Source organism: Curtobacterium sp. LFS084 (genome assembly GCF_047977705.1).
In the GTDB taxonomy this organism is placed as follows: Bacteria; Actinomycetota; Actinomycetes; order Actinomycetales; family Microbacteriaceae; genus Curtobacterium.
Genome location: NZ_JBFPFM010000026.1, coordinates 1 through 21,722, shown reverse-complemented (window position 1 = coordinate 21,722; position 21,722 = coordinate 1). Strand labels below are relative to the sequence as shown.

The following is a 21,722-nucleotide window of genomic DNA, read 5'->3' as shown; positions in this document are numbered from 1 at the left end:
GGGGCGGGCTACCGCCGAGCGGGCTTCGGGAAGGTCGTCCGCATGTGGTCCGAGGTGAGGACGTCGCCGATCCCGATCATCAGCAGCGAGAACACGATCTGCTCGATCACCATCCAGAACGGGTAGAGGCCCGGGATCGCCGCGACGACGAGCGTCACGATCGGGAAGATCCGGCTGAACAACCGGAGCCGCTGGTACGCCCAGTAGTACCCGAGCTGCGCACGCCACGCGAAGACGTAGAGCGTCAGCGTGATGAGCAGCACGACGGTCGCCCGGAACCACACCGCCCACGGCACGGTCTCGCCCGCGCGGGTCAGCACCACGGCGACGACGATCGCGGTGAGGCCGACGATGGTCTCCGCGACGAGCAGCCAGCGGATCCACCGGAACGACCGCACGGTGTCGGGGTGTCCGAGCATGTCCTCGCGGATGACGTAGTCGGCCTGCCGTCCGCCCGCGAGGCGGTCCAGCCGCAGCCGGCACCACAGTCGGTCGGCGACGGCGCCGAGGTCGTTGCTGCGGAGGCTCACCAGACAATGGTGCCGCATCCGGCGGGCCGGTCGTGCACCGCGCCCGGCCTGCGGGTGGGTCAGACCGGCAGGAGCACCGCCGACGCGACGACCCGACCGCCCGGACCGCGGAGTTCGAGCGCGTGGACGGGGTCGGGGAGCCGCTCGGCCGAGGTCGCCCCCAGCACGAACGCGACGCCGCGCATGTCCGGGGTGACCGCACCGAGGTCCTCCTCGCGGCCGTCGGGGGACGTGAGGACGGCACGCGTCGCCCCGGCGGGGAGCGCGGGGTCGCCGGCGACCGTGATCGTGAGGGTGTCCCCGTCGGTCCCGAGGATCGTCACGGTGCCGATCGCCCGACCGTCCGCCGCCGTCAGTGTGCCGGCGACGGGCGGGACGCGGCGCCACCAGGCCGTGGTCGACGGGTCGCCGGGGCCGTCCGCCTGCCGGGCCGACGGTTCGGGTGCCACGACGGGTGCGCCGAGGGCGTTGGACGGCGTGAGCGGTCGCTCCGACCCGGCGGCGTCCACCGAGCCGGGCACCGGGGTGGACGTGCCGTCGACCGACCGTGCACCGCCGTCGCCGCGCTGCACGACCACGGCCGTGACGGCTCCGACGACGAGCAGCACGGCGACGCCCCCGGTGAGGAGCACCCGCCGTCCGCTCGCCATCGCACGCCTCAGCGCTTGCGGCGCTCGCGGACCCGCATGTTGACGTTGATCGGCGTCCCGGAGAAGCCCCAGACCTCGCGCAGACGACGCGTGATGAACCGTCGGTACTGCGGGTCGAGGAAGCCCGTGGTGAAGAGCACGAACGTCGGCGGCTGGCTCGAGGCCTGCGTGCCGAACAGGATGCGCGGCTGCTTGCCACCACGGACCGGGTGCGGGTGCTCCTGCACGAGTTCGGCGATGAAGGCGTTGACCTTGCCCGTCGGGATGCGGGTGTCCCACGACTCGAGGGCGGTCTCCAGCGCGGGGACGAGCTTCTCGAGGTGGCGTCCGGTGCGTGCGGAGATGTTCACCCGCGGCGCCCACGACACGTGCGCGAGGTCCTGTTCGATCTCGCGCTCGAGGTAGCGGCGTCGGTCGTCGTCGAGCAGGTCCCACTTGTTGTAGGCCAGCACCAGCGCGCGGCCGGACTCGAGGACGAGGTCGATGATGCGCAGGTCCTGCACGGAGATCGGCTCGGTGACGTCGAGGACGACGACGGCGACCTCGGCCTTCTCGAGCGCTGCGGTGGTGCGGAGCGAGGCGTAGAAGTCGGCGCCCTGCTGCAGGTGGACACGCTTGCGGATGCCGGCGGTGTCGACGAAGCGCCAGACGCGCCCGCCGAGCTCGATCTGCTCGTCCACCGGGTCGCGGGTCGTCCCCGAGAGCTCGTTGACGACGACGCGCTCCTCGCCGGCGGCCTTGTTGAGGAGCGAGCTCTTGCCGACGTTCGGTCGGCCGAGGATCGCGACACGGCGGGGCCCGCCGACCTCCTGCTTGGCGACGGCCGACGTGTCGGGGAGCGTCGCGATGATGAGGTCGAGGAGGTCCGCGACGCCCCGGCCGTGCAGGGCCGACACCGGGTGCGGCTCCCCCAGGCCGAGGTTCCAGAGCTCGTACGCGTCGAGGTCGCGGCGGTCGTCGTCCGACTTGTTCGCGACGACGATCACCGGGCGGTCCGTCCCGCGCAGCATCTTCACGACGTGCTCGTCGGTGGCGGTGATGCCGACCGTGACGTCCACGACGAAGAGGACGGCGTCGGCCAGGTCGATCGCGACCTCGGCCTGCGCCGCGACCGAGGCGTTGATGCCCTTGGCGTCGGGCTCCCACCCACCGGTGTCGACGAGCGTGAACCGCTTGTCGTTCCACTCCGCCTTGTACGAGACGCGGTCGCGCGTGACACCGGGGGTGTCCTGCACGACGGCCTCACGACGGCCGAGGATGCGGTTCACGAGCTGCGACTTGCCGACGTTCGGGCGGCCGACGATCGCGAGCACCGGGTAGGCCGGCAGGTACGTGATGCCGTCCTCGCCGAGCTGCCCGGCGTCGAGGAGGGCGACGTCCTCCTCGTCGAGCTCGTAGTCCTCGAGCCCGGCGCGGAGCGCGTTCGCCCGCTGCTCGGCCTCGGCGTCGTCGAGTCCGGCGAGCCGCTCGCCGAGGGCGTCGTCGTACTCGGGGAAGTCGTCGTGTTCGGGGGTGTCCAGCTGCGCCATGTGGGTGTCCTTGCCGGCGACCCTTCGGCCGCGTGTTGTCAGTGCGTGGCCGCGCGAGGCCCTGGTGGTCAGTGCCCGGCCGCGCGGGCCAGGTCGACGACCGCTTGCACGGTCTGGTCGAAGTCGAGGTCGGTGGAGTCGAGCGTCGTGACGCCGTCGGCGGCGTTCATGAAGTCGACGACCTTCGCGTCCGCCGCGTCGCGACGAGCGAGTGCGGCGGAGGTCTCGGCGGCCGACTGGGTCGTGACCTCAGCCGAACGCCGGGCCATTCTAACGGACTCGTCGGCGGTCAGCAGGATCCGGACCTCGGCGTCGGGGGCGACGACCGTGGTGATGTCCCGACCCTCGGTGATGATGCCCCGCCCCTCGGCCTTCCGCATCACGTTCCGGAAGAGCTGCACGAGCCGCTGGCGGACCTCGGGCAGCTTCGCGATGTGGGCCACCGCGCCCGTGACCTCGGGGGTGCGGATCGCGTCGGTCACGTCGGTGCCGTTCACCCGGACGAAGTAGTCGTCCGGGTCCGTCCCGATCTCGTAGTCGAACGAGTCCCAGCTGCCGAGGACCGCGGACGCGTCGTCGAGGTCGACCTGCTCGGCCAGCGCGTGCCAGGCGAGCGCGCGGTACGCGGCACCGGTGTCCTGGTAGCCGAAGCCGAGCGCCCGCGCCGCCGCACGGGACACGCTGGACTTGCCGCTGCCGGCGGGACCGTCCACCGCGATCACGAACTTGGCCACGAACGCACCGTCGGGCAGCCCGGCCGGGAGCGGGTCGCGCATCGAACCGGGTTCGCCGCCGCCCTGCCCGTCGAGCCCGCCGCCGGCCCCACCGGCGCCGCCGATCGGCCCGGGCTGGTCGCCGGGCGTGGGGAGCCCGGTGTCGGGTCCGTCGGGTCCACCGGTCACGCCGGAGTCGTCGTTGTTCACGCCCATGCTGCTGCGATCCTCCATCCGCGACCCTCGAGTTCGTCGACGAGTCGCTGTTCCTGCTCGGGCAGGACCGACACCTCGACGATGCCGATCTGCGCGCCCGGTGAGTGCTCGAGGCGCATGTCCTCGAGGTTGATGCCGATCTCCCCGATGAACGTGAGGAGCGCGGCGATCTGCCCGGGGGTGTCGTCGACGAGGACGACGACCTGGGCGAAGCGCTTGGTGGTGCCGTGCTTGCCCGGCAGCCGTTCGACACCGCGGTTGCCGGCGGCGATGGTCTCGGCGAGGGCGCGCGGCGAGCCCGGGGCCGCCGGGTCGTCGAGGGCCGCGAGCACCCGGTCGAGGTCGTCGCGGAGGTCGGCGAGCACCGGGCGGATCCGCTCGGCGTTCGCGCCGATGATCTGCACCCACAGCCCCGGGTCGCTCGCGGCGATGCGGGTGACGTCACGGACCCCGCCACCGGCGAGCCCGAGCGAGCCGTCCGGGGCGTCGCGCAGCCGCGAGGCCATCAGCGTCGACACGAGCTGCGGGGCGTGCGAGACGTAGGCGACCGCGAGGTCGTGCGACTCGGGTTCCATCGGGACGACGGTCGCGCCGAGGTCGAGCGCCAGGTCCTCCACCACGGCGGCGCGCCGGTAGGTGATGTCGTCGTGCCCGGCGATCACCCACGGCTGCCCGAGGAACAGGTCGGCGCGGGCGGCGGTCGGCCCGCTGCGCTCGCGTCCGGCCATCGGGTGCGAGCCGATGTAGCGGCTGACGTCGGCGCCGGCGGCCCGCAGGCTCGTCAGCGGCCCCGACTTCACGCTCGCGACGTCGGTCACCACGGCGTCCGGGAAGGCGCGGAGCTCACGCTCGACCACGGTCGCGACGACGTCCGGCGGCACGGCCACCACGACGAGTTCCGGGGCGTCGCCGGCGGCGGGGCGTCGCCCGGCACCGTAGTCCACGGCGAGCGCGAGGGCTGCGGGCGAGACGTCGTCGAGGACGACCTCGACGCCCTTCTCCCGCAGGGCGAGCCCGATCGAGGCCCCGAGGAGCCCGGCGCCGACGATCCGCACGGGTCCCCGCAGGCGCCGGTCGATCTCCGGTGCGTCGTGCTGGGCGGTGGCGTCGGTCACCGGGCAAGCCTACCGATCGCCGACGGCAGCGCCCCGCACGGGTTCCGTGCGGGGCGCAGCCGTCGAGGGGCGCGGATCGGTCAGCCGACCGGCCAGCGCGTGGTGAAGCGCAGCTCGACGGGGGCGTTCACCGTGTCGGTGACGCGCACGTGGCTGGCGCCCTCGCGGAGCGGCAGGGTCTGCTGCCACGCCCCGTAGGCGTCCACCTGGAACCCGCGCACCGTGCCGTCCCGGAGGTCCACGATGCCGCCGTACGCGCCGGGCGCCGCCGTCCCGCTGAACCGCACGCCCGGGTTCGTGAAGTCGGGGTCGGCGTCGACGGTGCTGCCCTCGGTCGGCGAGGTGATGCGGAGCTGGGAGCCGGTGTCGGACGCCACGGTGAAGGACACGTCGACGTCTCCGTACAGTCCGACGATCCGCGCGGTGTGCTGCCCCTGCGGGAACAGCACGTCCGGGATGGTCCAGGTGCCGTCGGCGCGGACGACCGTGCTGGCGACGCGGTCGCCGCCGGGAACGCGCACGGCGAGCTGGTCGCCGGGCGAGGCGGTCCCGCTGAACGTGACGTACCCGTGGTCGGGCGAGATCGTCGCCCCGGCTTCCGGCGAGGTCACGGTGATCGGGCGCAGGTCGCTCTCGAGCCGGACGCGTTCGGTGTGCTCGTCGGCGGAACCGGGTCGCTGCACGACCGCCGCGTCGTAGCGCTGCCCGACGGTCAGTCGCAGGTCGGCGCCCGCGATGCGCCAGGTGCCGTCGGGGCGCACGGTGGTGTCCGTGTGTCCGGTGTCGTCGCCGGCGGTGGGCTGGAAGCGGACGACGGCACCGGGGGTGCCGGTACCGGTGATCGCCGGCTTGCTGCGTTCGGTGAAGCGCAGGGCGTCCGGGATCGTCAGCGCGAAGGGACGGTCGCCGGCGTCGCCGAACCGTGCGCTCCACTCGCCGTCCGCGTCCACGATGGTGTGCACGGTCTTCCCGCCGAGCTCGAGCGCGACCTCGGCACCGGGCTCCCCGGTGCCGACGACCTCGGACCCCGGCGTGAGGGTCCCACCCGTCGACGGCGAGAGGATCCGCACGGGCGCGCCGTAGTCCGCCGTCACGTCGTCCTGCGCGACGACCTCGCCGTCCGAACGCTCGACGACCCGGAGGTCCTTCCGCCCGCTGGCGTCCGGCGCGCCGACCTCGACCTCGAAGTGACCGCGGGCGTCGGTCGTCGCCGTCCCGACGGCCGCACCGTCCGTCGCGCGGACCTCGATCGTCGATCCGGGCTCGGCGTCGCCCTCGACGTAGGCGGACTCGGCCGCGTCGGCCGGGAACACGACGTCGGCGTCGAGCGATGCGGCCCGGACGGCGACGGGCACGACGGTGCGCTGTCCGCCGACGCCGGCCATCTCGAGGACGACCGACGACGTCGCTGCCCGCTTCGCCCGGTCCACCGTGACGTCGATCGTCCACGTCCCGTCGCGCCCGACCACGACCGGGTCGGCCCGGCCACCCGTCACGACCCGGACTGCGGCACCGGGGTCGCCCGTCCCCGTGATGGCGGTGGTCCCGTCGACCCCGATCGGTGTGGTGTCCGACGCGGCGCTGATGCCGGCGCCGTAGGAGACGGTCCCCCAGCTCCGCTCGCGGACGGTCTGCCCGGTGGACACCGTCACGAGGACGTCGAGCTCGGTGACGCCCCGGGGCGGGGAGTCGATGTGCGCTTCCCACGCACCCGTGGCGTCGGTGAACACGGTGCCCCGGACCAGGCTGGCGCCCCTGCGGTCGGTGACGAGGACGGTGCTCGACGGCGCGGTCCGGCCCCGGAGGACCGCACGGTCGTTCGGGTCGTTCGTCGTCGGGGACGTCACGTCGAACGTCGTCGGCGGGACGGCGTCCGCGAAGCCGGTCTCGATGCCGAAGTCCGCGCCGGTGGCCGAGGCGGTCGCGGCGAGTCCGGCCGTGCCGTCGACACGGGCGGTCTCGTTGCCGAGGGCGTACCCGTACGGCGAGGTGATCCGGCCGTCGGTGACCGTCCAGTTCGACGCGGCGACACCGCAGCGGTCCTTGCTGATGCTGGCGCCGACCGTGCCGGCAGTGGTCTGGCCGAGGTACAGGCAGTACCCGAACGACGCACCACCCGCGACGATCTTGGCGAAGCCGTTGTCGTCCGGGATGAGGGAGAACGGCGTGAGTCCCGCGTCGGCTGCGGCGGCGGGACTGGCGTACTCCCGCAGCTCGGAGCGGTCGGGCGCGCCGGTCCAGGCGAGGGTGGTGCCGTCGTCACTCGGGACGGCGAGCGTGAACTCGGTCGGCAGGGGCTGGCGGGGGACGTCCGTCTGCGCGGCAGCGGCCGGCGAGGACGTGAAGGCGATCCCCGTCGCAGCAGCGGCGAGCGCGAAGGCTCCCGCTGCCGCGACGGATCGTCGGGTGAGCGTGTTCATGTGCACTTTCTGGAGTCGGACGAGGCGGCACGACTCTAGATTGTGAATATGAAATACTTCCGACTGTGATGTGCTCCTAGTCGGTGGAGTCCTCCGCGCCGTCGGCCGGCACGCCCTTGGCGTCGCGAGCGATGCGGAGGAGCTTCCCGAGCTCGACCGTCGACAGCTCCCGGGTCTTGCCGATGGGCAGCGATCCGAGGTGCAGCGGTCCGAACGAGCGCCGGACGAGCTCGAGCACCGGGTGGTCGACCTCGTCGAGCATGCGGCGCACGATCCGGTTCCGACCCGAGTGCAGCGTGATCTCGACGAGCGACTCCCCGCGGGAGGACTCCAGCAGCCGCACCTTGTCGGCCGCGATGGGCCCGTCCTCGAGGTCGACCCCGTCGAGCAGACGCTGCACGGTGCCCGGGTTCACGTTGCCCCGGACCTTCGCGATGTACGTCTTCATCACGCCGAACGAGGGGTGCGCGAGCACGTGCGCGAGGTCGCCGTCGTTCGTCAGGACGAGCAGCCCGGACGTCTCGGTGTCGAGTCGCCCGACGTTGAAGAGCCGTTCCTCGTAGCGGTCCACGAACTCCGAGAGGTCGCGTCGACCGCGCTCGTCCTGCAGGCTCGACACGATGCCGGTCGGCTTGTTGAGGACGACGTAGCGGCGCGACGTGTCGATCTGCACGGGGACGCCGTCCACCGCGATCTCGTCGGTCTCCGGGTCGACGCGGCGGCCGAGCGCGTCGACGACCTCGCCGTTCACGGTCACGCGGCCCTCGACGATCAGGTTCTCCGCGACGCGTCGGGACGCCACGCCCGCAGCGGCGATCACCTTCTGCAGGCGCTCACCCTCTGCCTGGAGGGACGGTGCGGCCCCGCCACCCGCCGTCGCGTCCGCCGCGTCCCAGTCCGGGATGATCGGGCGCTCGGGCGTGCCCTCGAGCGGCTGGCCCTGCTGGTCACGCGTGCCCTCGGGGCGCGGTGTGGTGCGCCGGTCGGTGCCGCGCGGCCCGCCGCCCCGGGGACGGTCGCCGTTGCGCGCCGTCGTGGTGCCGCCGACGTACCGGCGGCCGTTGTGCCAGACGGTGCTCGGGCGGCCGTCGGGTGCCCGACGGTCCTCGCGGGCGGGGTCGCGGCGGCGGTCGTCGTCGCGACGGGGGGCATCGCGACGGTCGTCACGGCCGCGGTACCCACCGCGGTCGTCGCCCGTCCGGCCGGAACCCGCACGGTCGTCACGGCCGCGGTACCCACCACGGTCGTCGTCACGGCGCGGCGCATCACGACGATCGTCACGGCCCCGGTAGCCGCCACGGTCGTCGTCCCGGCGCGGAGCATCACGACGGTCGTCGCGGCCGCGGTACCCACCACGGTCGTCGTCACGGCGCGGCGCATCACGACGGTCATCACGGCCCCGGTACCCACCACGGTCGTCGTCACGGCGGACGAAGCCCCCGCGGTCACCGCCGCGGCGGTCGTCCTCGCGGCCGACGAACCGACCGCGTTCGGCTCCGCGGTCGTCGCGGCGCGGAGCATCACGACGGTCGTCCCGGCCGCGGTACCCACCACGGTCGTCGTCGCGGCGGCCCGATCCTGCACGGTCGTCGCGACCCCGGTACCCACCGGACGCCGGACGCTCGTCACGATCCCGGTAGCCCCCACCGGACGCCGGACGGTCATCGCGGCCCCGGTACCCGCCGCCGGACGCCGGACGCTCGACACGACCCCGGTACCCGCCGCCGGACGCCGGACGCTCGTCACGACCCCGGTAGCCCCCACCGGACGCCGGACGCTCGTCACGACCCCGGTACCCGCCGCCGGCACCCCGGTCGTCACGCCCACGGGAGCCGCCACGGTCGTCGTCCCGTCGGCCGGAGGCCGGGCGCTCGTCGCGCCCGCGGTACCCACCGCGCTCGTCGCGACCCGCGCCCTCGGACCGGCCACCCGCACGGCCGGAGCCGGCGATGCGGTCGCGTGACGCGCCTCCAGGCCGACCCGAACCGGCGCGGCCACCCGCACCGCCCCGTGGGCCGCCTCGTCGTTCTTCCTCATACGCGGCCATCGGGGATCCCTTCGTTCTGCTCGAAGCCGTCGGCACCGTCGTCCAGGAGGGGCGAGATGAGCGGCAGCTCGTCGAGCGAGTTGATGCCGAGCTGCTGCAGGAGCAGGTCGGACGTGACGTAGTTGATGGCGCCGGTCTCGGCGTCGGTGAACGACTCCTCGATGAGCCCGCGCGCGACGAGCGTGCGGACGACGCCGTCGACGTTGACGGCGCGGATCGCGGCGATCTGCGACCGGGTGATCGGCTGCTTGTACGCGACGACCGCGAGGGTCTCGAGCGCGGCCTGCGACAGGCGGGAGGGGCGCTCGGCCTCGACGAACTGCTCGACGACGTCGTCGAGGTCCTGCCGGACGTAGAAGCGCCAGCCGCCGCCGACCTCGCGGAGTTCGAACCCGCGACGGATCGTGCCGTCGACGCCGTCGAAGTCCGCCACGAGGCGCTCGATGGCCTGTCGGACGGCGGGGACGGGCGCACCGACGGCGGCGCCGAGGGACACGAGCGACTGGGGTTCGTCGGCGATCATGAGGATCGCCTCGAGCTGTCGGTCGACGGGGATCTCCGGCCGGGCGGCACGCTCGTGCGCCTCGTGGATCTCGCGCTCGATCGCTCGGGCGTCGGCCATCTCGTCGGCGCCGCCGGGTTCGGCACTGGAGCCGTCGTGCACGTCATCCGTCATAGTCGGCTCCCAGGTCGGCGAGGCTCTCGTCGGACCAGTCGTCGGCGGTCCACCGCAGCGTCAGCTCCCCGAGCGGTTCGAGCTGTTCGAACGAGATGGACGCGTTCCGGTACAGCTCCAGGATCGCGAGGAAGCGAGCCACCACGATACCCGTCTCCGCGACGCCGGCGACCAGCTCGCGGAACGAGACGTCCTCGTCGGCACGCGTGCGGAGGATCGAGACGACGATCGCCGCCTGCTCGCGGATGCTCACGAGCGGGGCGTGCAGGTGGTCGAGCCCGACCGTCGGGAGCTCGCGCGGCGCGAACGCCAGGGTGGCGAGTGCGGCGAAGTCCTGCACCGACAGGGTCCAGACGAGCTCGGGCGTCCGGGCGCGGAACCGTTCCTCGAGCCGGACGCTCCGGACGTGGCGTCGGGACTCGGTCAACCACCGCGACCCGAACCAGTCGGCGGCCTGCTTGAACGCCCGGTACTGCAGCAGTCGGGCGAAGAGCAGGTCGCGGGCCTCGAGCAGGGCCACGTCCTCGGCGTCGACGAGCTCGCCCTGCGGCAGCAGCCCCGCGATCTTCAGGTCGAGCAGGGTCGCGGCGACGACGAGGAACTCGCTCGCCTCGTCGAGTTCGTCCTGGGACTCGGCCTGTCGCACGTACGCGATGAACTCCCCCGTCACCGCGCCGAGCGACACCTCGGTGATGTCGAGTTCGTGCTTCGTGATGAGCGAGAGGAGCAGGTCGAACGGGCCGTCGAACCCGGCGAGTCGGACCCGGAAGCCGGGCGCGGTCTGCGTGCCGGCCGGAGCGGACTGCGTGTCGGCGACGCGGTCCGGCCGCGCCGCCGATTCGGCAGGGTCGGCGACGCGGTCCGGCCGCGCCGACGCCTCGGCAGGGTCGGCGTCAGGCGACGGCGCCACGCTCGACGAGCTCCCTGGCGAGCTGGCGGTACGCGTGCGCGGCCTGGTGGTCCGGCGCGGTCTGCGTGATCGGCCGTGCCGAGACGGTGGCGTCGGGGAACTTCACGGTGCGACCGATGACGGTGTCGAGCACGCGGTCGTCGAAGGTGTCGACGACGCGCTCCATGACCTCGCGCGAGTGCAGCGTGCGCGAGTCGTACATCGTGGCGAGGATCCCGTCGAGCTGCAGCGCCGGGTTGAGGCGGTCGCGCACCTTGTCGATCGTCTCGATGAGCAGCGCCACACCACGCAGCGCGAAGAACTCGCACTCGAGCGGGATGAGGACCCCGTGCGCCGCGGTGAGGGCGTTCACGGTCAGCAGACCGAGCGACGGCTGGCAGTCGACGAGGATCACGTCGTAGTCGTTCTGGACCTTGCGCAGCACGCTCGCGAGGATCTGCTCGCGGGCGACCTCGTTCACCAGGTGGACCTCGGCCGCGGACAGGTCGATGTTCGCCGGGATGACGTCGAGGTACGGGGTGTTCGTCGGCTGGATGACCTGGTTCGGGTCCTTGATCGAGCCCATCAGCAGGTCGTAGACGGTGGGGATGTCGTGGGTCCGCACGCCGAGACCCGCCGACAGCGCGCCCTGCGGGTCGAAGTCCACCGCGAGGACCTTGCGGCCGTACTCGGCCAGCGCCGCGCCGAGGTTGATCGACGTCGTCGTCTTGCCGACGCCGCCCTTCTGGTTGCACAGCGCGATGATGCGAGCGGGACCGTGGCCGTCGAGCTCCTCGGGCACCGCGAACTGCCGGACGGGCCGTCCGGTCGGACCGTAGGTGGTCTCGCCGGTTCCGGGGCTGGTCGTCGGGTTCGTGCTCACCCCGTCATCGTACCGGCGACCGGCCGCCGGGCCTGGCCGCACCGCCGCAGGACGGGGCCAGGAGGCGCGACTCACGCTGGGCGCAGCGCCACCCGCATGCTGTCCACGCGGTCCGCGATGACGGCGTCCGCCGTCCAGCGCTGCTGCAGGCGTCCGACGAGCTCCTGCACCTGGGACTGGTCGAGACCCGGGTGCAGCGCCAGGCCCACCGTCAGCTCCGCACCGGCGAAGCGTCCGAGCGGGTCCCCCGGGGCGAGCTCGACCCGCGCCACGGCACGCTCCCCCGCGACGGAGTCGGCGAAGGCCTGGGCGACCTCTGGGTCCTCGAAGCAGGGCGTCCACGGCAGGTCCTGCCCGATCGCCCACACGGCGGGACGGCGGAGCACGAACTCGGTCGGTGCCGTCGGGTCGAGGACCACGAGCTGGGTCTCCTCGCTCGCGGCGGCCATCGCGACCCGACGCGAATCGGCGGGGACCGGCCGGGCGTCGGCGTCCCAGGTCCGCATCGTCTCGACCGAGGTGAACGCGGGCATCACGCTCCGGCCGTCCGGGCCGGCGACCGTGACGATCGAGAGCTCCTGCGTCTTGTCGACCAGCTTGCCGGTGTCGGTGTGGCCGACGTCGCCGGCCTCGGCGATGAGCGGGATGAGCAGCCGCGCGGTGCGGAGCGCGTCGACCACCGCCCGCTGGGAGCCGCCGTCGGGCAGCGCCCTGATCGCGTCGACGACCGCCGGGTCGGCGAGTCCGTCGTCGTCGTCGAAGGTCGTGTCGTGCTGGTCGAACGTACGCCCGGCCCACGCGGTGCCGGCCGAGTCGGCGGCGCCGCCGGGGGTGTGGGCGTCGTCCGGGTGCCCGGTGCCGTCCGGGACCTCGGGACCGGCCCCGCGACCGTTCGAGATGCCCGACACGCCGCTACTCCGACGCGACGTCGAGGGCGGCGGGGAGCGTGAACGCCCCCGAGTAGAGCGCCTTGCCGATGATCGCGCCCTCGAGACCGTGCGGCACGAGCGCGCGCAGGGCACGCAGGTCGTCGAGCGTCGAGATCCCGCCGGACGCCACCACGGGCTGGTCGGTGCGGTCGCAGACGGCCCGGAGCAGGTCGACGTTCGGCCCCTGCAGCGTGCCGTCCTTGGTGACGTCGGTGACGACGTAGCGGGCGCAGCCGGCGTCCTCGAGGCGGTCCAGGACCTCCCACAGGTCGCCGGCGTCCTCGGTCCACCCGCGGCTGGCGAGGGTCGTCCCGCGCACGTCGAGTCCGACGGCGATCTGCTCGCCGTACTGCCGGATGACGCGCGCCGCCCACTCCGGGTCCTCGAGCGCCGCGGTACCGAGGTTCACGCGTGCCGCGCCGGTCGCGAGGGCCGCCTCGAGCGACGCGTCGTCGCGGATGCCGCCGGACAGCTCGACCGCCACGCCCTCGACCTCGCGGACGGCGTGCGCGATCACCCTGCGGTTGTCGCCGCGGCCGAACGCCGCGTCGAGGTCGACGAGGTGGATCCACTCCGCGCCCTGGTCGCGCCATGTCCGGGCCGCCGTCACCGGGTCGCCGTAGGAGGTCTCGCTGCCGGCCTCGCCCTGCGTGAGACGCACCGCCTGGCCGTCGACGACGTCCACGGCGGGCAGCAGGACGAGGGGCGTGGTGGAGGAGAGCTCGGTCATGGTCCTGTCTTCGTTGCGGGAGCGGGCGCGGTGCGCTGGTCGGGAGGAGCGGTGCGGGTCCGTCACGCACCGCGCCGCCGGACCCGTGGCCGGGTTCAGAGCGACTGCACCCAGTTGCGGAGCAGTCGGATGCCCGGCTCGCCGGACTTCTCGGGGTGGAACTGGGTGGCGGTGAGCGGGCCGTTCTCGACGGCGGCGACGAACCGCTGCCCGTGCTCGGCCCAGGTCAACCGGGGCGCGCGGAACGGGCCGTACGCCTCGAGCGGGAAGTCGGTCACGCCGTAGGAGTGCACGAAGTAGAAGCGCTCGTCGTGCAGGCCGTCGAACAGCACCGAGTCGGCGGGCGCGTCCACGGTGTTCCAGCCCATGTGGGGCAGGACGTCCGCCTGGATCTGCTCGACCGTGCCCGGCCACTGGCCGAGTCCCTCGACGTCGGCACCGCGCTCGATGCCGCGGGAGAACAGCACCTGCATGCCGACGCAGATGCCGAGGACCGGACGTCCGCCGGCCAGGCGGTGGTCGACGATCTCGCCGCCCTGCACGCTCTCGAGCTGCTCCACGACGGCACCGAACGCCCCGACGCCCGGGACGAGCAGGCCGTCGGCGCGGAGCGCGGCCTGCTTGTCGGCGGTCAGGGTGACGTCGGCGCCGGCGCGCTCGAGCGCCTTGGCGGCCGAGTGGACGTTGCCGGACCCGTAGTCGAGGACGACGACGTTCGGCTTCGCGCCCGCCGTCACAGCGAGCCCTTGGTGGACGGGATGCCGTCCACGCGGGGGTCGAGCTCCACCGCGGTGCGCATCGCCCGCGCGAACGCCTTGAACTCGGCTTCGGCGATGTGGTGCGGGTCGCGGCCCGCGAGCACGCGGACGTGCACCGTGATGCCGGCGTTGAACGTGATCGCTTCGAACACGTGGCGGACCATCGAGCCGGTGAAGTGCCCGCCGATGCGGTGGAACTCGAAGCCGGCGGGCTCGCCGGAGTGCACGAGGAACGGACGGCCGGACACGTCGACGACCGCCTGCGCGAGGGCTTCGTCGAGCGGCACCAGCGCGTCGCCGTAGCGACCGATGCCGGCACGGTTGCCCAGGGCCTGCCTGAGCGCCTGGCCGAGCACGATGCCGGTGTCCTCGACGGTGTGGTGCACGTCGATGTGGGTGTCGCCCGTCGACCGCACGCGGAGGTCGATGAGCGAGTGCTTGCTGAACGCGGTCAGCATGTGGTCGAAGAACGGCACGCTCGTCGAGATGTCGGACGTGCCGGTGCCGTCGAGGTCGAGTTCGAGTTCGATGCTCGACTCGCTCGTGCTCCGGCTGATCGTGGCGGTGCGCGCGGTCATGCTGCAACCCTAACCGGCGGCTGATCGGCGGCGACGCGGCGCATGGCGTCGAGGAACACCGTGGTCTCCTCCTCGGTGCCGGCGCTCACGCGCAGGTGGTTCGGGATGCCGAGGTCACGGACGATGACGTCCTGCTCGAGGAGCGCCTCGAACGCGGCGTGCGGGTCTGCAACGCCCCCGAACAGGACGAAGTTCGACCAGGTCTCGTAGGTGCGGTACCCCATCGCGTCGAGCTCGGTCACCATGCGGTCGCGCTGCCGGGTGATGTCGTCCACCATCGCCAGCATCGCGGGCGCGTGCCGGAGCGCTGCGACCGCGGCCGCCTGCGTCAGGGCGGACAGGTGGTAGGGCAGCCGGACGAGCCGGATCGCGTCGATGACGGCCGGGTGAGCGGCCATGTAGCCCACGCGGGCACCGGCGAACGCGAAGGCCTTGCTCATGGTGCGCGACACGACGAGGCGCTCGCGGCCGGGCAGCAGCGTCAGCGCGCTCGGGGCGTCGGCCGGCATGAACTCGGCGTAGGCCTCGTCCACCATCACGATGCCGTCGGTCGCGGCGTACGCGGCCTCGATCGTCTCGATCGGGAGCGGGGTCCCGGTCGGGTTGTTCGGCCCGCAGAGGAACACGATGTCCGGCTGGTGCTCGCGGATGGCCGCCACGACCGTCTCGGGTGAGATCCGGAACTCGTCGTCGCGCTGGGCGGGGATCCACGTCGTGCCGGTGCCCGAGGCCAGGATCGAGTGCATCGAGTAGGTCGGAGGGAACCCGAGCACACTGCGCCCCGGCCCGCCGAACGCCTGCAGGAGCTGCTGGAGGACCTCGTTCGAGCCGTTGGCCGCCCAGATCTGCTCCGGGCCGAGCGACTGCCCCGGCGCGGTGTCGCGCTGCAGGTAGTCCGCAAGGGACTGGCGCAGCTCGGAGAACTCGCGGTCCGGGTAGCGGTTCACGGTGGTCAGCGCCTGCCGGATCGACGACACGATGTCCTCGGCGACGTCAGCCGGCACCGGATGCGTGTTCTCGTTGACGTTGAGCTGCACGCGCACGTGCTTCTGCGGTGCGCCGTACGGGCTCTGCCCGCGCAGGTCGTCTCGGATCGGGAGGTCTTCGAGCGTGAATGCCACCGATCCATCGTAGGCCGCATGGGCGGTCGGACGACCGGCCGTCCGGACGGTGGGCCGTCGCGACACTTCTGCGGCGCTCCGTGGCGGCCGGCGTCGCGTCAGTGCGCGGCGGTGTACTGCGCCGGGATCGCGATCTCCTGCCCGGCCTGCAGACCGGAGCCGTCGAGGGCGTTGAGGCTCACGACGTCCTGCACGAAGTCACGCGGGTCGGCGTTCGGCGCGGTCTCTTCGGCGAGCTGCCAGAGCGTCTCGCCCGGCTGGATCGTCACGGTCTCGAAGTGGGCGTGCGACTCGGTGTTGCCGGCGGACGCCTGCCCGCCGTTCAGTACGGCGAGTGCCACACCGATCAGCAGCGGGATCGCGGCGAGCGTCGTCAGGACGACCCGACCGCGACGCGTGAGGCGCAGGCGCGTACGCACGGCGGGCGCGGTGCGCTGGATGTCAGCGATGGCGATGGTGCTCATGTCGTTCTTGCCTTCCCGTTCGGGTGAACCGAAGTCCTGTACCGAACATAGTTTCGAATGACGAGCCGCACAAGTCCTGTGCGGAGATTTCTGGTGGGTTTTCTGCCGACACGCTCGAACAGGTGTTTGTCCGGCGGTGACCGGTCGGATACTGTTTCGATCGACTGGGACAAGTCAAGCGGGGACCACCGACATTCCCGCGGGCAGGGCCCGGCACCGACGAAGGGCGAGACGACGTGGCGGACGAACTGCGGGGCCAGAAGCCGCTGACGGCGAAGCAGCAGGCGATCCTCGACGCGATCCGTGCGTCGATCGCGAGCCGGGGCTACCCGCCGAGCATGCGCGAGATCGGGGACGCCGCCGGCCTCTCCTCACTGTCGAGCGTCTCCCACCAGCTCGGGCAGCTCGAGCTCGGTGGGTGGATCCGTCGTGACCCGAACCGTCCGCGGGCGCTCGAGGTGCTCGTGGACGAACCGACGCCCGACACCGAGGGCCCCGACGTCGACGCGACGACCCTCGTCCCGCTGGTCGGTCGCATCGCCGCGGGTGTGCCGATCACCGCCGAGCAGCACGTCGACGAGATCGTCCCGCTCCCCCGACAGCTCGTCGGCACGGGCGATCTGTTCATGCTCAAGGTCGTGGGCGAGTCGATGATCGACGCCGCCATCTGCGACGGGGACTGGGTGGTCGTGCGGTCGCAGCAGACGGCCGAGAACGGTGACATCGTCGCCGCCATGCTCGACGAGGAAGCCACCGTCAAGGTCTTCCGGCAGCGGGACGGCCACACGTGGCTGCTCCCCCGCAACACCGCGTTCGAGCCGATCCTCGGCGATGCCGCGACCGTGCTCGGCAAGGTCGTCGCGGTCCTCCGCTCCATCTGACGTCGACCGCGTCGGGCTCCGGGCACCCGGGTCGGGCAGGGTCGGCCGTGCGAGCTCAGGAACAACCGAAGCCGGTCCGAACCACGTGATGACGTGGTTCGGACCGGCTTTCGTCGTGCGGCGCCGGGCGGAACCGCTCAGCCTGCGTGGGGCGGGAGGCGGGCTTGCGCCGCGCCTCCTGGACCGCGTCAGCGCGCCGGACGGCTCAGGACGCGACGGGCGCGACCACGAAGGGGTCGAGCTCTGCGACCTGACGCTGGAACACGCGGACCTGCAGCCGGGTGCCGTCCTCGACGTAGTCGACGTGCTCGACCGCACCCGCGTCGTGCAGCGACGACACGAGGTCCCCTCGGTCGTACGGCACCACGACGGTCAGCTCGACGTCCGGCTCGGGCAGCCGTGACTCGATCGCCTCGAGCAGGTCCTGGATGCCCTCGCCCGTGCGCGCCGAGACGAACACGGCGTCCGGGACGAGGCCGACCAGGACGAGCCGCTGCGACTCGTCGATGAGGTCCGACTTGTTGAACGCGACGATCTCGGGGATGTCCCGGGCGCCCACGTCACCGATGACGTCCCGCACGGTCGCGAGCTGCGCTGCGGGGTCCGGGTGGGAGCCGTCCACGACGTGCACGATGACGTCGGCGTCGCCGACCTCCTCGAGGGTGGAGCGGAAGGCCTCGACGAGCTGGTGCGGCAGGTTGCGCACGAACCCGACCGTGTCGGCGAACGTGTACTCGCGACCCTTCGCCGAGTTGGTGCGGCGGACGGTCGAGTCCAGCGTCGCGAACAGCTGGTTCTGCACGAGGACGCCCGCGCTCGTCAGCCGGTTGAGCAGCGAGGACTTGCCGGCGTTGGTGTAGCCGGCGATCGCGACGCTCGGGACCTCGTTGCGGTTGCGCTCGGCGCGCTTGGCCTCGCGCGCGGGTCGGAACGAGGCGATCTGACGACGGAGCTTCGACATGCGCGTGTGGATGCGACGACGGTCGAGCTCGATCTTCGTCTCACCGGGACCACGCGAGCCCATGCCCGCACCGCCGGAGACCTGGCCGCCGGCCTGGCGGGACATCGACTCACCCCACCCGCGCAGACGCGGCAGGAGGTACTCGAGCTGGGCGAGCTCGACCTGCGCCTTGCCCTCGCGGCTCTTGGCGTGCTGGCTGAAGATGTCGAGGATCACGGCCGTCCGGTCGATCACCTTGACCTTCACCACGTCCTCGAGCGCACGACGCTGGGACGGTGCGAGTTCGGTGTCCGCGATGACCGTGTCCGCGCCGGTCGCCTTGACGACCATCGCGAGCTCCTCTGCCTTGCCCTTGCCGAGGTAGGTGGAGGGGTCGGGGTTCGGGCGCCGCTGCAGCAGGCCGTCGAGCACCACGGCACCCGCGGTCTCGGCGAGGGCGGCGAGTTCGCGGAGCGAGTTCTCGGCGTCGGCGGCGTCCCCGTGCGGGTACACACCGATCAGGACGACCTGCTCGAGCCGGAGCTGCCGGTACTCGACCTCGGTGACGTCCTCGAGTTCGGTGGAGAGCCCGGCGACGCGGCGGAGCGCCGCACGGTCTTCGCGGTCGTACTGGTCGCCGTCGCCCGTCCAGGCGTGGTCGTCGACCGATCGGGTCTGGATCGCCTGCGCGGGGGCGAAGATCGAGGAACTCGCGCGGGAGTCGGCGTTGCGCAGGACCCGCTCGACGACACCAGCAGCGCTGTCGTCGGTGGTCTCTGCGTCTCGGTTCGTGGTGTCCGTCATCTTCTCCACAGGGTACCGCTCGGGGCCTCGGGACACACGGGGTTCCCGGTACGGTTCATCCATGGCGAACGACCACTACTTCTCCGCGAACCCGTCGTCGGACACCCGCGAACGCCAGATCCACGTCACCCTCGCCGGTCGGCCGCTCACGCTGACCACCGCTGCGGGGGTCTTCAGCCCCGACGGCCTCGACCGCGGGACCCGCGTGCTGCTCGGCTCCGTGCCGCCCCCGGCGCACGACGGCGCCCTGCTCGACGTCGGGTGCGGGTGGGGCCCGATCGCGATCACGATGGCGCTCGACTCCCCCGGTGCCGAGGTGTGGGGCGTCGACGTCAACGAGCGTGTGCTGGGGCTCGCCCGGGCGAACGCCGCGACCGCGGGGGTCGACAACGTCACCGTCGCCCTGCCGGACGAGGTGCCCGCCGACCTGCGGTTCCGGACGATCTGGTCGAACCCGCCCATCCGGGTCGGCAAGGACGAGCTGCACCAGATCCTGTTGACGTGGTTGCCCCGGCTCGAGGTCGGGGGCGACGCCTGGCTGGTCGTGTCGAAGGACCTCGGCGGCGACTCGCTGCAGCGGTGGTTGCACGACACGCTCGACGGTGGGTTCCACGTGTCGCGGGCGTCGACGGACAAGGGGTTCCGGGTGCTGCGGGTGCACCGCGCGGCCGAGTAGGCCGGGGGCGGTCCACGGCACCCGGGGCACTCGGGCGCTCCGGGCACTCCGGGCGCTCCGGGCGCGCCGGGCGATCGGTCCGGATGGAACCACGGTTCCGACATCGAACCAGCGCGAGCGGGTGGCGCGATGTCGGGAACGTGGTTCGATGCGCCCGCGGCCGGGCAGCGCGACCCGCGGGCCGCGGCCGGGCAGCGCGACCGGGCAGCGCGGCCCGCGCGCCGCAGTCGGCCAGCGCGACCGGCGTCGCCGAGCCGAGCCGCGCCTCCTGGCCGGAGCCCAGCCGGGGTCAGACCGTCAGGTCACCCGAGAAGACGAGTTCCGCCGGACCGGAGAGCGCGACGTGCTCGCCGTCCTCCGCCGCGAAGATGCGCACCGTCACGACGCCGCCGGGAACGCGCACGCGCCAGGTGTCCGGCGCCCCGTTGCCCGCCCAGTACCGCGTCGCCAGGGCCGCAGCCACCGCACCGGTGCCGCACGACAGGGTCTCGCCGCTGCCGCGCTCGTGGACGCGCATCGTGATCTGTCCCACCCCGTCCTGCACGAGCGGGTCGCCGGGCAGCACGAACTCGACGTTCGCGCCGGCCGCGGGGACCGGATCGAGCACCGGCACGTACGTGAGGTCGACCTCGGCGAGTTCGTCCTCGGTCGCGACGGCGACCACCACGTGGGGGTTGCCGACGTCGATGCCGAGCCCGGGGCGTGCTCCGTCGAGGTTCTTCGCCCGCACGACCACGTCGTCCGAGCCGCCGCCCTCGATGCCGAGGCCCCATCGCCCGAGGTCGGCGGAGAAGCCGTTGGTCGTCCGCTGGATGTCGACGAGTCCCTTGCGGCTGCCGACTGTCAGCGTCTCGCCGGGGGCGAGGTCGACGAGCCCGGACTCGGTGAGGTACCGCGCGAACACGCGGATGCCGTTGCCGCACATCTCGGCGACCGTGCCGTCGGCGTTGTGGTAGTCCATGAACCACGTCGCCGCGGGGTCCTCGGCGACGAGCGCGCGCCCCTCGGGCAGTGACTCGGACCGGACGGCGCGGATGACTCCGTCGCCACCCACACCGAACCGGCGGTCCGCGATGGCGCGGATCCGCTCGGGGGTCAGGTCGACCGACGCGTCGGGGTCGGCGAACAGGACGAAGTCGTTGCCGGTCCCCTGGCCCTTGGTGAAGTGCAGCTCGGTCACGGGACGATCCTACGGGCAGCCGCCGTCAGCGCAGCCCGGTCGGCGCCGGTGACGTCGAGGACCTCGGCGTCCGTGTACCGCCGGAACCACGACACCTGCCGTCGGGCGTACTTCCGGGTCGCGACGCCGGTCGCCTCGATCGCCTGATCGACGGACGCGTCGCCGCGCAGCACCTCGAGCGCCTGCGAGTACCCGATCGCCGCCCGCGCGGTCCGGCCCGACTCGAGTCCGTGCGCGCGGAGGCCCTCGACCTCGTCGACCAGCCCCGCGGCGAACATGCGCGCCGCGCGCTCGTGGAGCGCGTCGACGAGCTCGGCGCGTTCACGGTGCAGGCGCAGGATGCGCGCGGGTCGCCAGGCGCGGGGCGCGGACGGGAGGCTCGGGGTCACGACCTCGGACCGGCTCGCGATCTCGAGAGCGCGGATCAACCGCCGCGGGTTGCGCGCGTCGATGGTCGCCGCCGCCGACGGGTCGAGGCCGCGGAGCCGCTCCAGCAGGATGCCCGGGCCGCGTTCCTCGTGCTCGCGCTCGAGCCGTGCCCGCAACTCGGGGTCGGTCCCCGGGAAGGCCAGGTCGAACAGCACCGCGGACACGTAGAGCCCGCTCCCGCCGACGAGCAGGGCGACGGCCCCGCGGCGGTGGATCGCCTCGATCTCGGCCCGGGCGTCGCGCTGGTACGCGGCCACACTGGCCTCGTCGATGACGTCCAGGACGTCGAGCTGGTGGTGCGGGATGCCCCGGCGCTCTTCGACCCCGAGTTTCGCGGTGCCGATGTCCATGCCCCGGTAGAGCTGCATGGCGTCGGCGTTGACGATCTCGGCCGGTCGGCCTGCGGCGAGGAGGCGTTCGGCGATGGCGATGCCGAGGTCGGACTTGCCGGTGCCGGTCGCCCCGACGACCGCGATCAGATCGGCGTCGGCTGCGCGCGCGGCGTCGGCAGCGCTCACGGCGTCGGCAGCGCGCGCGGGGTCGGCGGGTCGCGCGGGGTCGGCG

22 protein-coding genes are annotated in these 21,722 nt (G+C 72.9%); 3 read left to right on the top strand and 19 right to left on the bottom strand.

The window, feature by feature from the left end; all coding sequences use genetic code 11:
* Positions 1-8: 8 nt before the first annotated feature.
* The 7 genes from ACNQOV_RS13220 to ACNQOV_RS13190 all read right to left on the bottom strand — a co-directional run bounded on the left by ACNQOV_RS13220 (position 9) and on the right by ACNQOV_RS13190 (position 8,002).
* A complete protein-coding gene (locus tag ACNQOV_RS13220; RefSeq protein WP_416394979.1) occupies positions 9-530 on the bottom strand; it encodes a hypothetical protein in 522 nt (173 codons plus the stop codon).
* Positions 531-589: 59 nt separating this feature from the next.
* Positions 590-1,180: a hypothetical protein gene (locus tag ACNQOV_RS13215; protein ID WP_416394977.1), complete on the bottom strand. Its 591-nt coding sequence runs from the start codon at positions 1,178-1,180 to the stop codon at positions 590-592.
* 8 nt (positions 1,181-1,188) lie between these two features.
* The gene (gene der, locus ACNQOV_RS13210) at positions 1,189-2,709 is read right to left on the bottom strand and encodes a ribosome biogenesis GTPase Der (RefSeq protein ID WP_402263876.1); all 1,521 of its coding nucleotides are present in this window, start codon (positions 2,707-2,709) and stop codon (positions 1,189-1,191) included.
* A 68-nt stretch (positions 2,710-2,777) separates the two neighbouring features.
* Positions 2,778-3,485: a (d)CMP kinase gene (gene cmk / locus ACNQOV_RS13205; protein ID WP_042724030.1), complete on the bottom strand. Its 708-nt coding sequence runs from the start codon at positions 3,483-3,485 to the stop codon at positions 2,778-2,780.
* 143 nt (positions 3,486-3,628) lie between these two features.
* Positions 3,629-4,753: a prephenate dehydrogenase gene (locus ACNQOV_RS13200; RefSeq protein ID WP_022908212.1), complete on the bottom strand. Its 1,125-nt coding sequence runs from the start codon at positions 4,751-4,753 to the stop codon at positions 3,629-3,631.
* 80 nt (positions 4,754-4,833) lie between these two features.
* The gene (locus tag ACNQOV_RS13195; protein ID WP_416394974.1) at positions 4,834-7,173 is read right to left on the bottom strand and encodes an Ig-like domain-containing protein; all 2,340 of its coding nucleotides are present in this window, start codon (positions 7,171-7,173) and stop codon (positions 4,834-4,836) included.
* A gap of 76 nt (positions 7,174-7,249) precedes the next feature.
* A complete protein-coding gene (locus tag ACNQOV_RS13190; RefSeq protein ID WP_042724031.1) occupies positions 7,250-8,002 on the bottom strand; it encodes a pseudouridine synthase in 753 nt (250 codons plus the stop codon).
* Between the two features lie 234 nt (positions 8,003-8,236).
* Between ACNQOV_RS13190 and ACNQOV_RS13185 the strand changes: the two genes are divergently transcribed.
* A complete protein-coding gene (locus ACNQOV_RS13185; RefSeq protein WP_416395024.1) occupies positions 8,237-9,136 on the top strand; it encodes a hypothetical protein in 900 nt (299 codons plus the stop codon).
* Positions 9,137-9,206: 70 nt separating this feature from the next.
* Here ACNQOV_RS13185 and scpB read toward each other — a convergent pair whose 3' ends face one another.
* The 9 genes from scpB to ACNQOV_RS13140 form a co-directional block, all read right to left on the bottom strand.
* On the bottom strand, positions 9,207-9,896 hold the full coding sequence (gene scpB, locus ACNQOV_RS13180) for an SMC-Scp complex subunit ScpB (RefSeq protein WP_416394972.1): 690 nt from the start codon (positions 9,894-9,896) through the stop codon (positions 9,207-9,209).
* Positions 9,886-10,806 (bottom strand): segregation and condensation protein A, encoded by a 921-nt coding sequence (locus tag ACNQOV_RS13175; RefSeq protein WP_416394970.1) that lies wholly within the window; start codon positions 10,804-10,806, stop codon positions 9,886-9,888. The genes scpB and ACNQOV_RS13175 overlap by 11 nt, the downstream gene beginning before the upstream one ends.
* Positions 10,790-11,668, bottom strand: coding sequence for a ParA family protein (locus ACNQOV_RS13170; RefSeq protein ID WP_402263890.1), 879 nt, complete (start codon positions 11,666-11,668; stop codon positions 10,790-10,792). The genes ACNQOV_RS13175 and ACNQOV_RS13170 overlap by 17 nt, the downstream gene beginning before the upstream one ends.
* Positions 11,669-11,739: 71 nt before the next feature.
* On the bottom strand, positions 11,740-12,576 hold the full coding sequence (locus tag ACNQOV_RS13165) for an SseB family protein (protein ID WP_416394967.1): 837 nt from the start codon (positions 12,574-12,576) through the stop codon (positions 11,740-11,742).
* 4 nt (positions 12,577-12,580) lie between these two features.
* Complete coding sequence (gene priA, locus ACNQOV_RS13160; RefSeq protein ID WP_402263895.1) at positions 12,581-13,327, bottom strand: bifunctional 1-(5-phosphoribosyl)-5-((5-phosphoribosylamino)methylideneamino)imidazole-4-carboxamide isomerase/phosphoribosylanthranilate isomerase PriA; 747 nt, start codon at positions 13,325-13,327, stop codon at positions 12,581-12,583.
* 95 nt (positions 13,328-13,422) lie between these two features.
* Positions 13,423-14,064 carry an imidazole glycerol phosphate synthase subunit HisH gene (hisH, locus tag ACNQOV_RS13155; RefSeq protein WP_416394965.1) on the bottom strand — a complete coding sequence of 214 codons (642 nt, stop codon included), beginning with the start codon at positions 14,062-14,064 and terminating at the stop codon, positions 13,423-13,425.
* On the bottom strand, positions 14,061-14,663 hold the full coding sequence (gene hisB / locus ACNQOV_RS13150; protein WP_416394963.1) for an imidazoleglycerol-phosphate dehydratase HisB: 603 nt from the start codon (positions 14,661-14,663) through the stop codon (positions 14,061-14,063). Before hisB ends, hisH begins: the two co-directional genes overlap by 4 nt.
* Positions 14,660-15,784: a histidinol-phosphate transaminase gene (locus tag ACNQOV_RS13145; protein ID WP_416394961.1), complete on the bottom strand. Its 1,125-nt coding sequence runs from the start codon at positions 15,782-15,784 to the stop codon at positions 14,660-14,662. Before ACNQOV_RS13145 ends, hisB begins: the two co-directional genes overlap by 4 nt.
* 98 nt (positions 15,785-15,882) lie before the next feature.
* Positions 15,883-16,248 (bottom strand): LysM peptidoglycan-binding domain-containing protein, encoded by a 366-nt coding sequence (locus ACNQOV_RS13140; RefSeq protein ID WP_022907346.1) that lies wholly within the window; start codon positions 16,246-16,248, stop codon positions 15,883-15,885.
* A gap of 236 nt (positions 16,249-16,484) precedes the next feature.
* Between ACNQOV_RS13140 and lexA the strand changes: the two genes are divergently transcribed.
* Positions 16,485-17,129, top strand: coding sequence for a transcriptional repressor LexA (lexA, locus tag ACNQOV_RS13135; protein WP_022907347.1), 645 nt, complete (start codon positions 16,485-16,487; stop codon positions 17,127-17,129).
* A gap of 205 nt (positions 17,130-17,334) precedes the next feature.
* On the opposite strand, the gene hflX is transcribed toward lexA, so the two are convergent.
* A complete protein-coding gene (gene hflX / locus ACNQOV_RS13130) occupies positions 17,335-18,873 on the bottom strand; it encodes a GTPase HflX (protein ID WP_416394958.1) in 1,539 nt (512 codons plus the stop codon).
* A gap of 61 nt (positions 18,874-18,934) precedes the next feature.
* On the opposite strand from hflX, the gene ACNQOV_RS13125 reads away from it, so the two are divergent.
* Positions 18,935-19,549 (top strand): class I SAM-dependent methyltransferase, encoded by a 615-nt coding sequence (locus tag ACNQOV_RS13125; RefSeq protein WP_416394956.1) that lies wholly within the window; start codon positions 18,935-18,937, stop codon positions 19,547-19,549.
* Between the two features lie 289 nt (positions 19,550-19,838).
* Here ACNQOV_RS13125 and dapF read toward each other — a convergent pair whose 3' ends face one another.
* On the bottom strand, positions 19,839-20,729 hold the full coding sequence (dapF, locus tag ACNQOV_RS13120; protein WP_416394954.1) for a diaminopimelate epimerase: 891 nt from the start codon (positions 20,727-20,729) through the stop codon (positions 19,839-19,841).
* Positions 20,726-21,676 (bottom strand): tRNA (adenosine(37)-N6)-dimethylallyltransferase MiaA, encoded by a 951-nt coding sequence (gene miaA, locus ACNQOV_RS13115; RefSeq protein ID WP_416395019.1) that lies wholly within the window; start codon positions 21,674-21,676, stop codon positions 20,726-20,728. The genes dapF and miaA overlap by 4 nt, the downstream gene beginning before the upstream one ends.
* Positions 21,677-21,722 lie beyond the last annotated feature (46 nt).

What these genes read in the sequence shown, in the direction of transcription:
- ACNQOV_RS13195 (WP_416394974.1), bottom strand. Translation starts at nt 7,173, where the DNA reads ATGAACACGCTCACCCGACGATCCGTCGCGGCAGCGGGAGCCTTCGCG.
- priA (WP_402263895.1), bottom strand. Translation starts at nt 13,327, where the DNA reads ATGACCGAGCTCTCCTCCACCACGCCCCTCGTCCTGCTGCCCGCCGTG.
- ACNQOV_RS13215 (WP_416394977.1), bottom strand. Translation starts at nt 1,180, where the DNA reads ATGGCGAGCGGACGGCGGGTGCTCCTCACCGGGGGCGTCGCCGTGCTG.
- hisB (WP_416394963.1), bottom strand. Translation starts at nt 14,663, where the DNA reads ATGACCGCGCGCACCGCCACGATCAGCCGGAGCACGAGCGAGTCGAGC.
- hflX (WP_416394958.1), bottom strand. Translation starts at nt 18,873, where the DNA reads ATGACGGACACCACGAACCGAGACGCAGAGACCACCGACGACAGCGCT.
- der (WP_402263876.1), bottom strand. Translation starts at nt 2,709, where the DNA reads ATGGCGCAGCTGGACACCCCCGAACACGACGACTTCCCCGAGTACGAC.
- cmk (WP_042724030.1), bottom strand. Translation starts at nt 3,485, where the DNA reads ATGCGCGACCCGCTCCCGGCCGGGCTGCCCGACGGTGCGTTCGTGGCC.
- scpB (WP_416394972.1), bottom strand. Translation starts at nt 9,896, where the DNA reads ATGACGGATGACGTGCACGACGGCTCCAGTGCCGAACCCGGCGGCGCC.
- ACNQOV_RS13125 (WP_416394956.1), top strand. Translation starts at nt 18,935, where the DNA reads ATGGCGAACGACCACTACTTCTCCGCGAACCCGTCGTCGGACACCCGC.
- ACNQOV_RS13140 (WP_022907346.1), bottom strand. Translation starts at nt 16,248, where the DNA reads ATGAGCACCATCGCCATCGCTGACATCCAGCGCACCGCGCCCGCCGTG.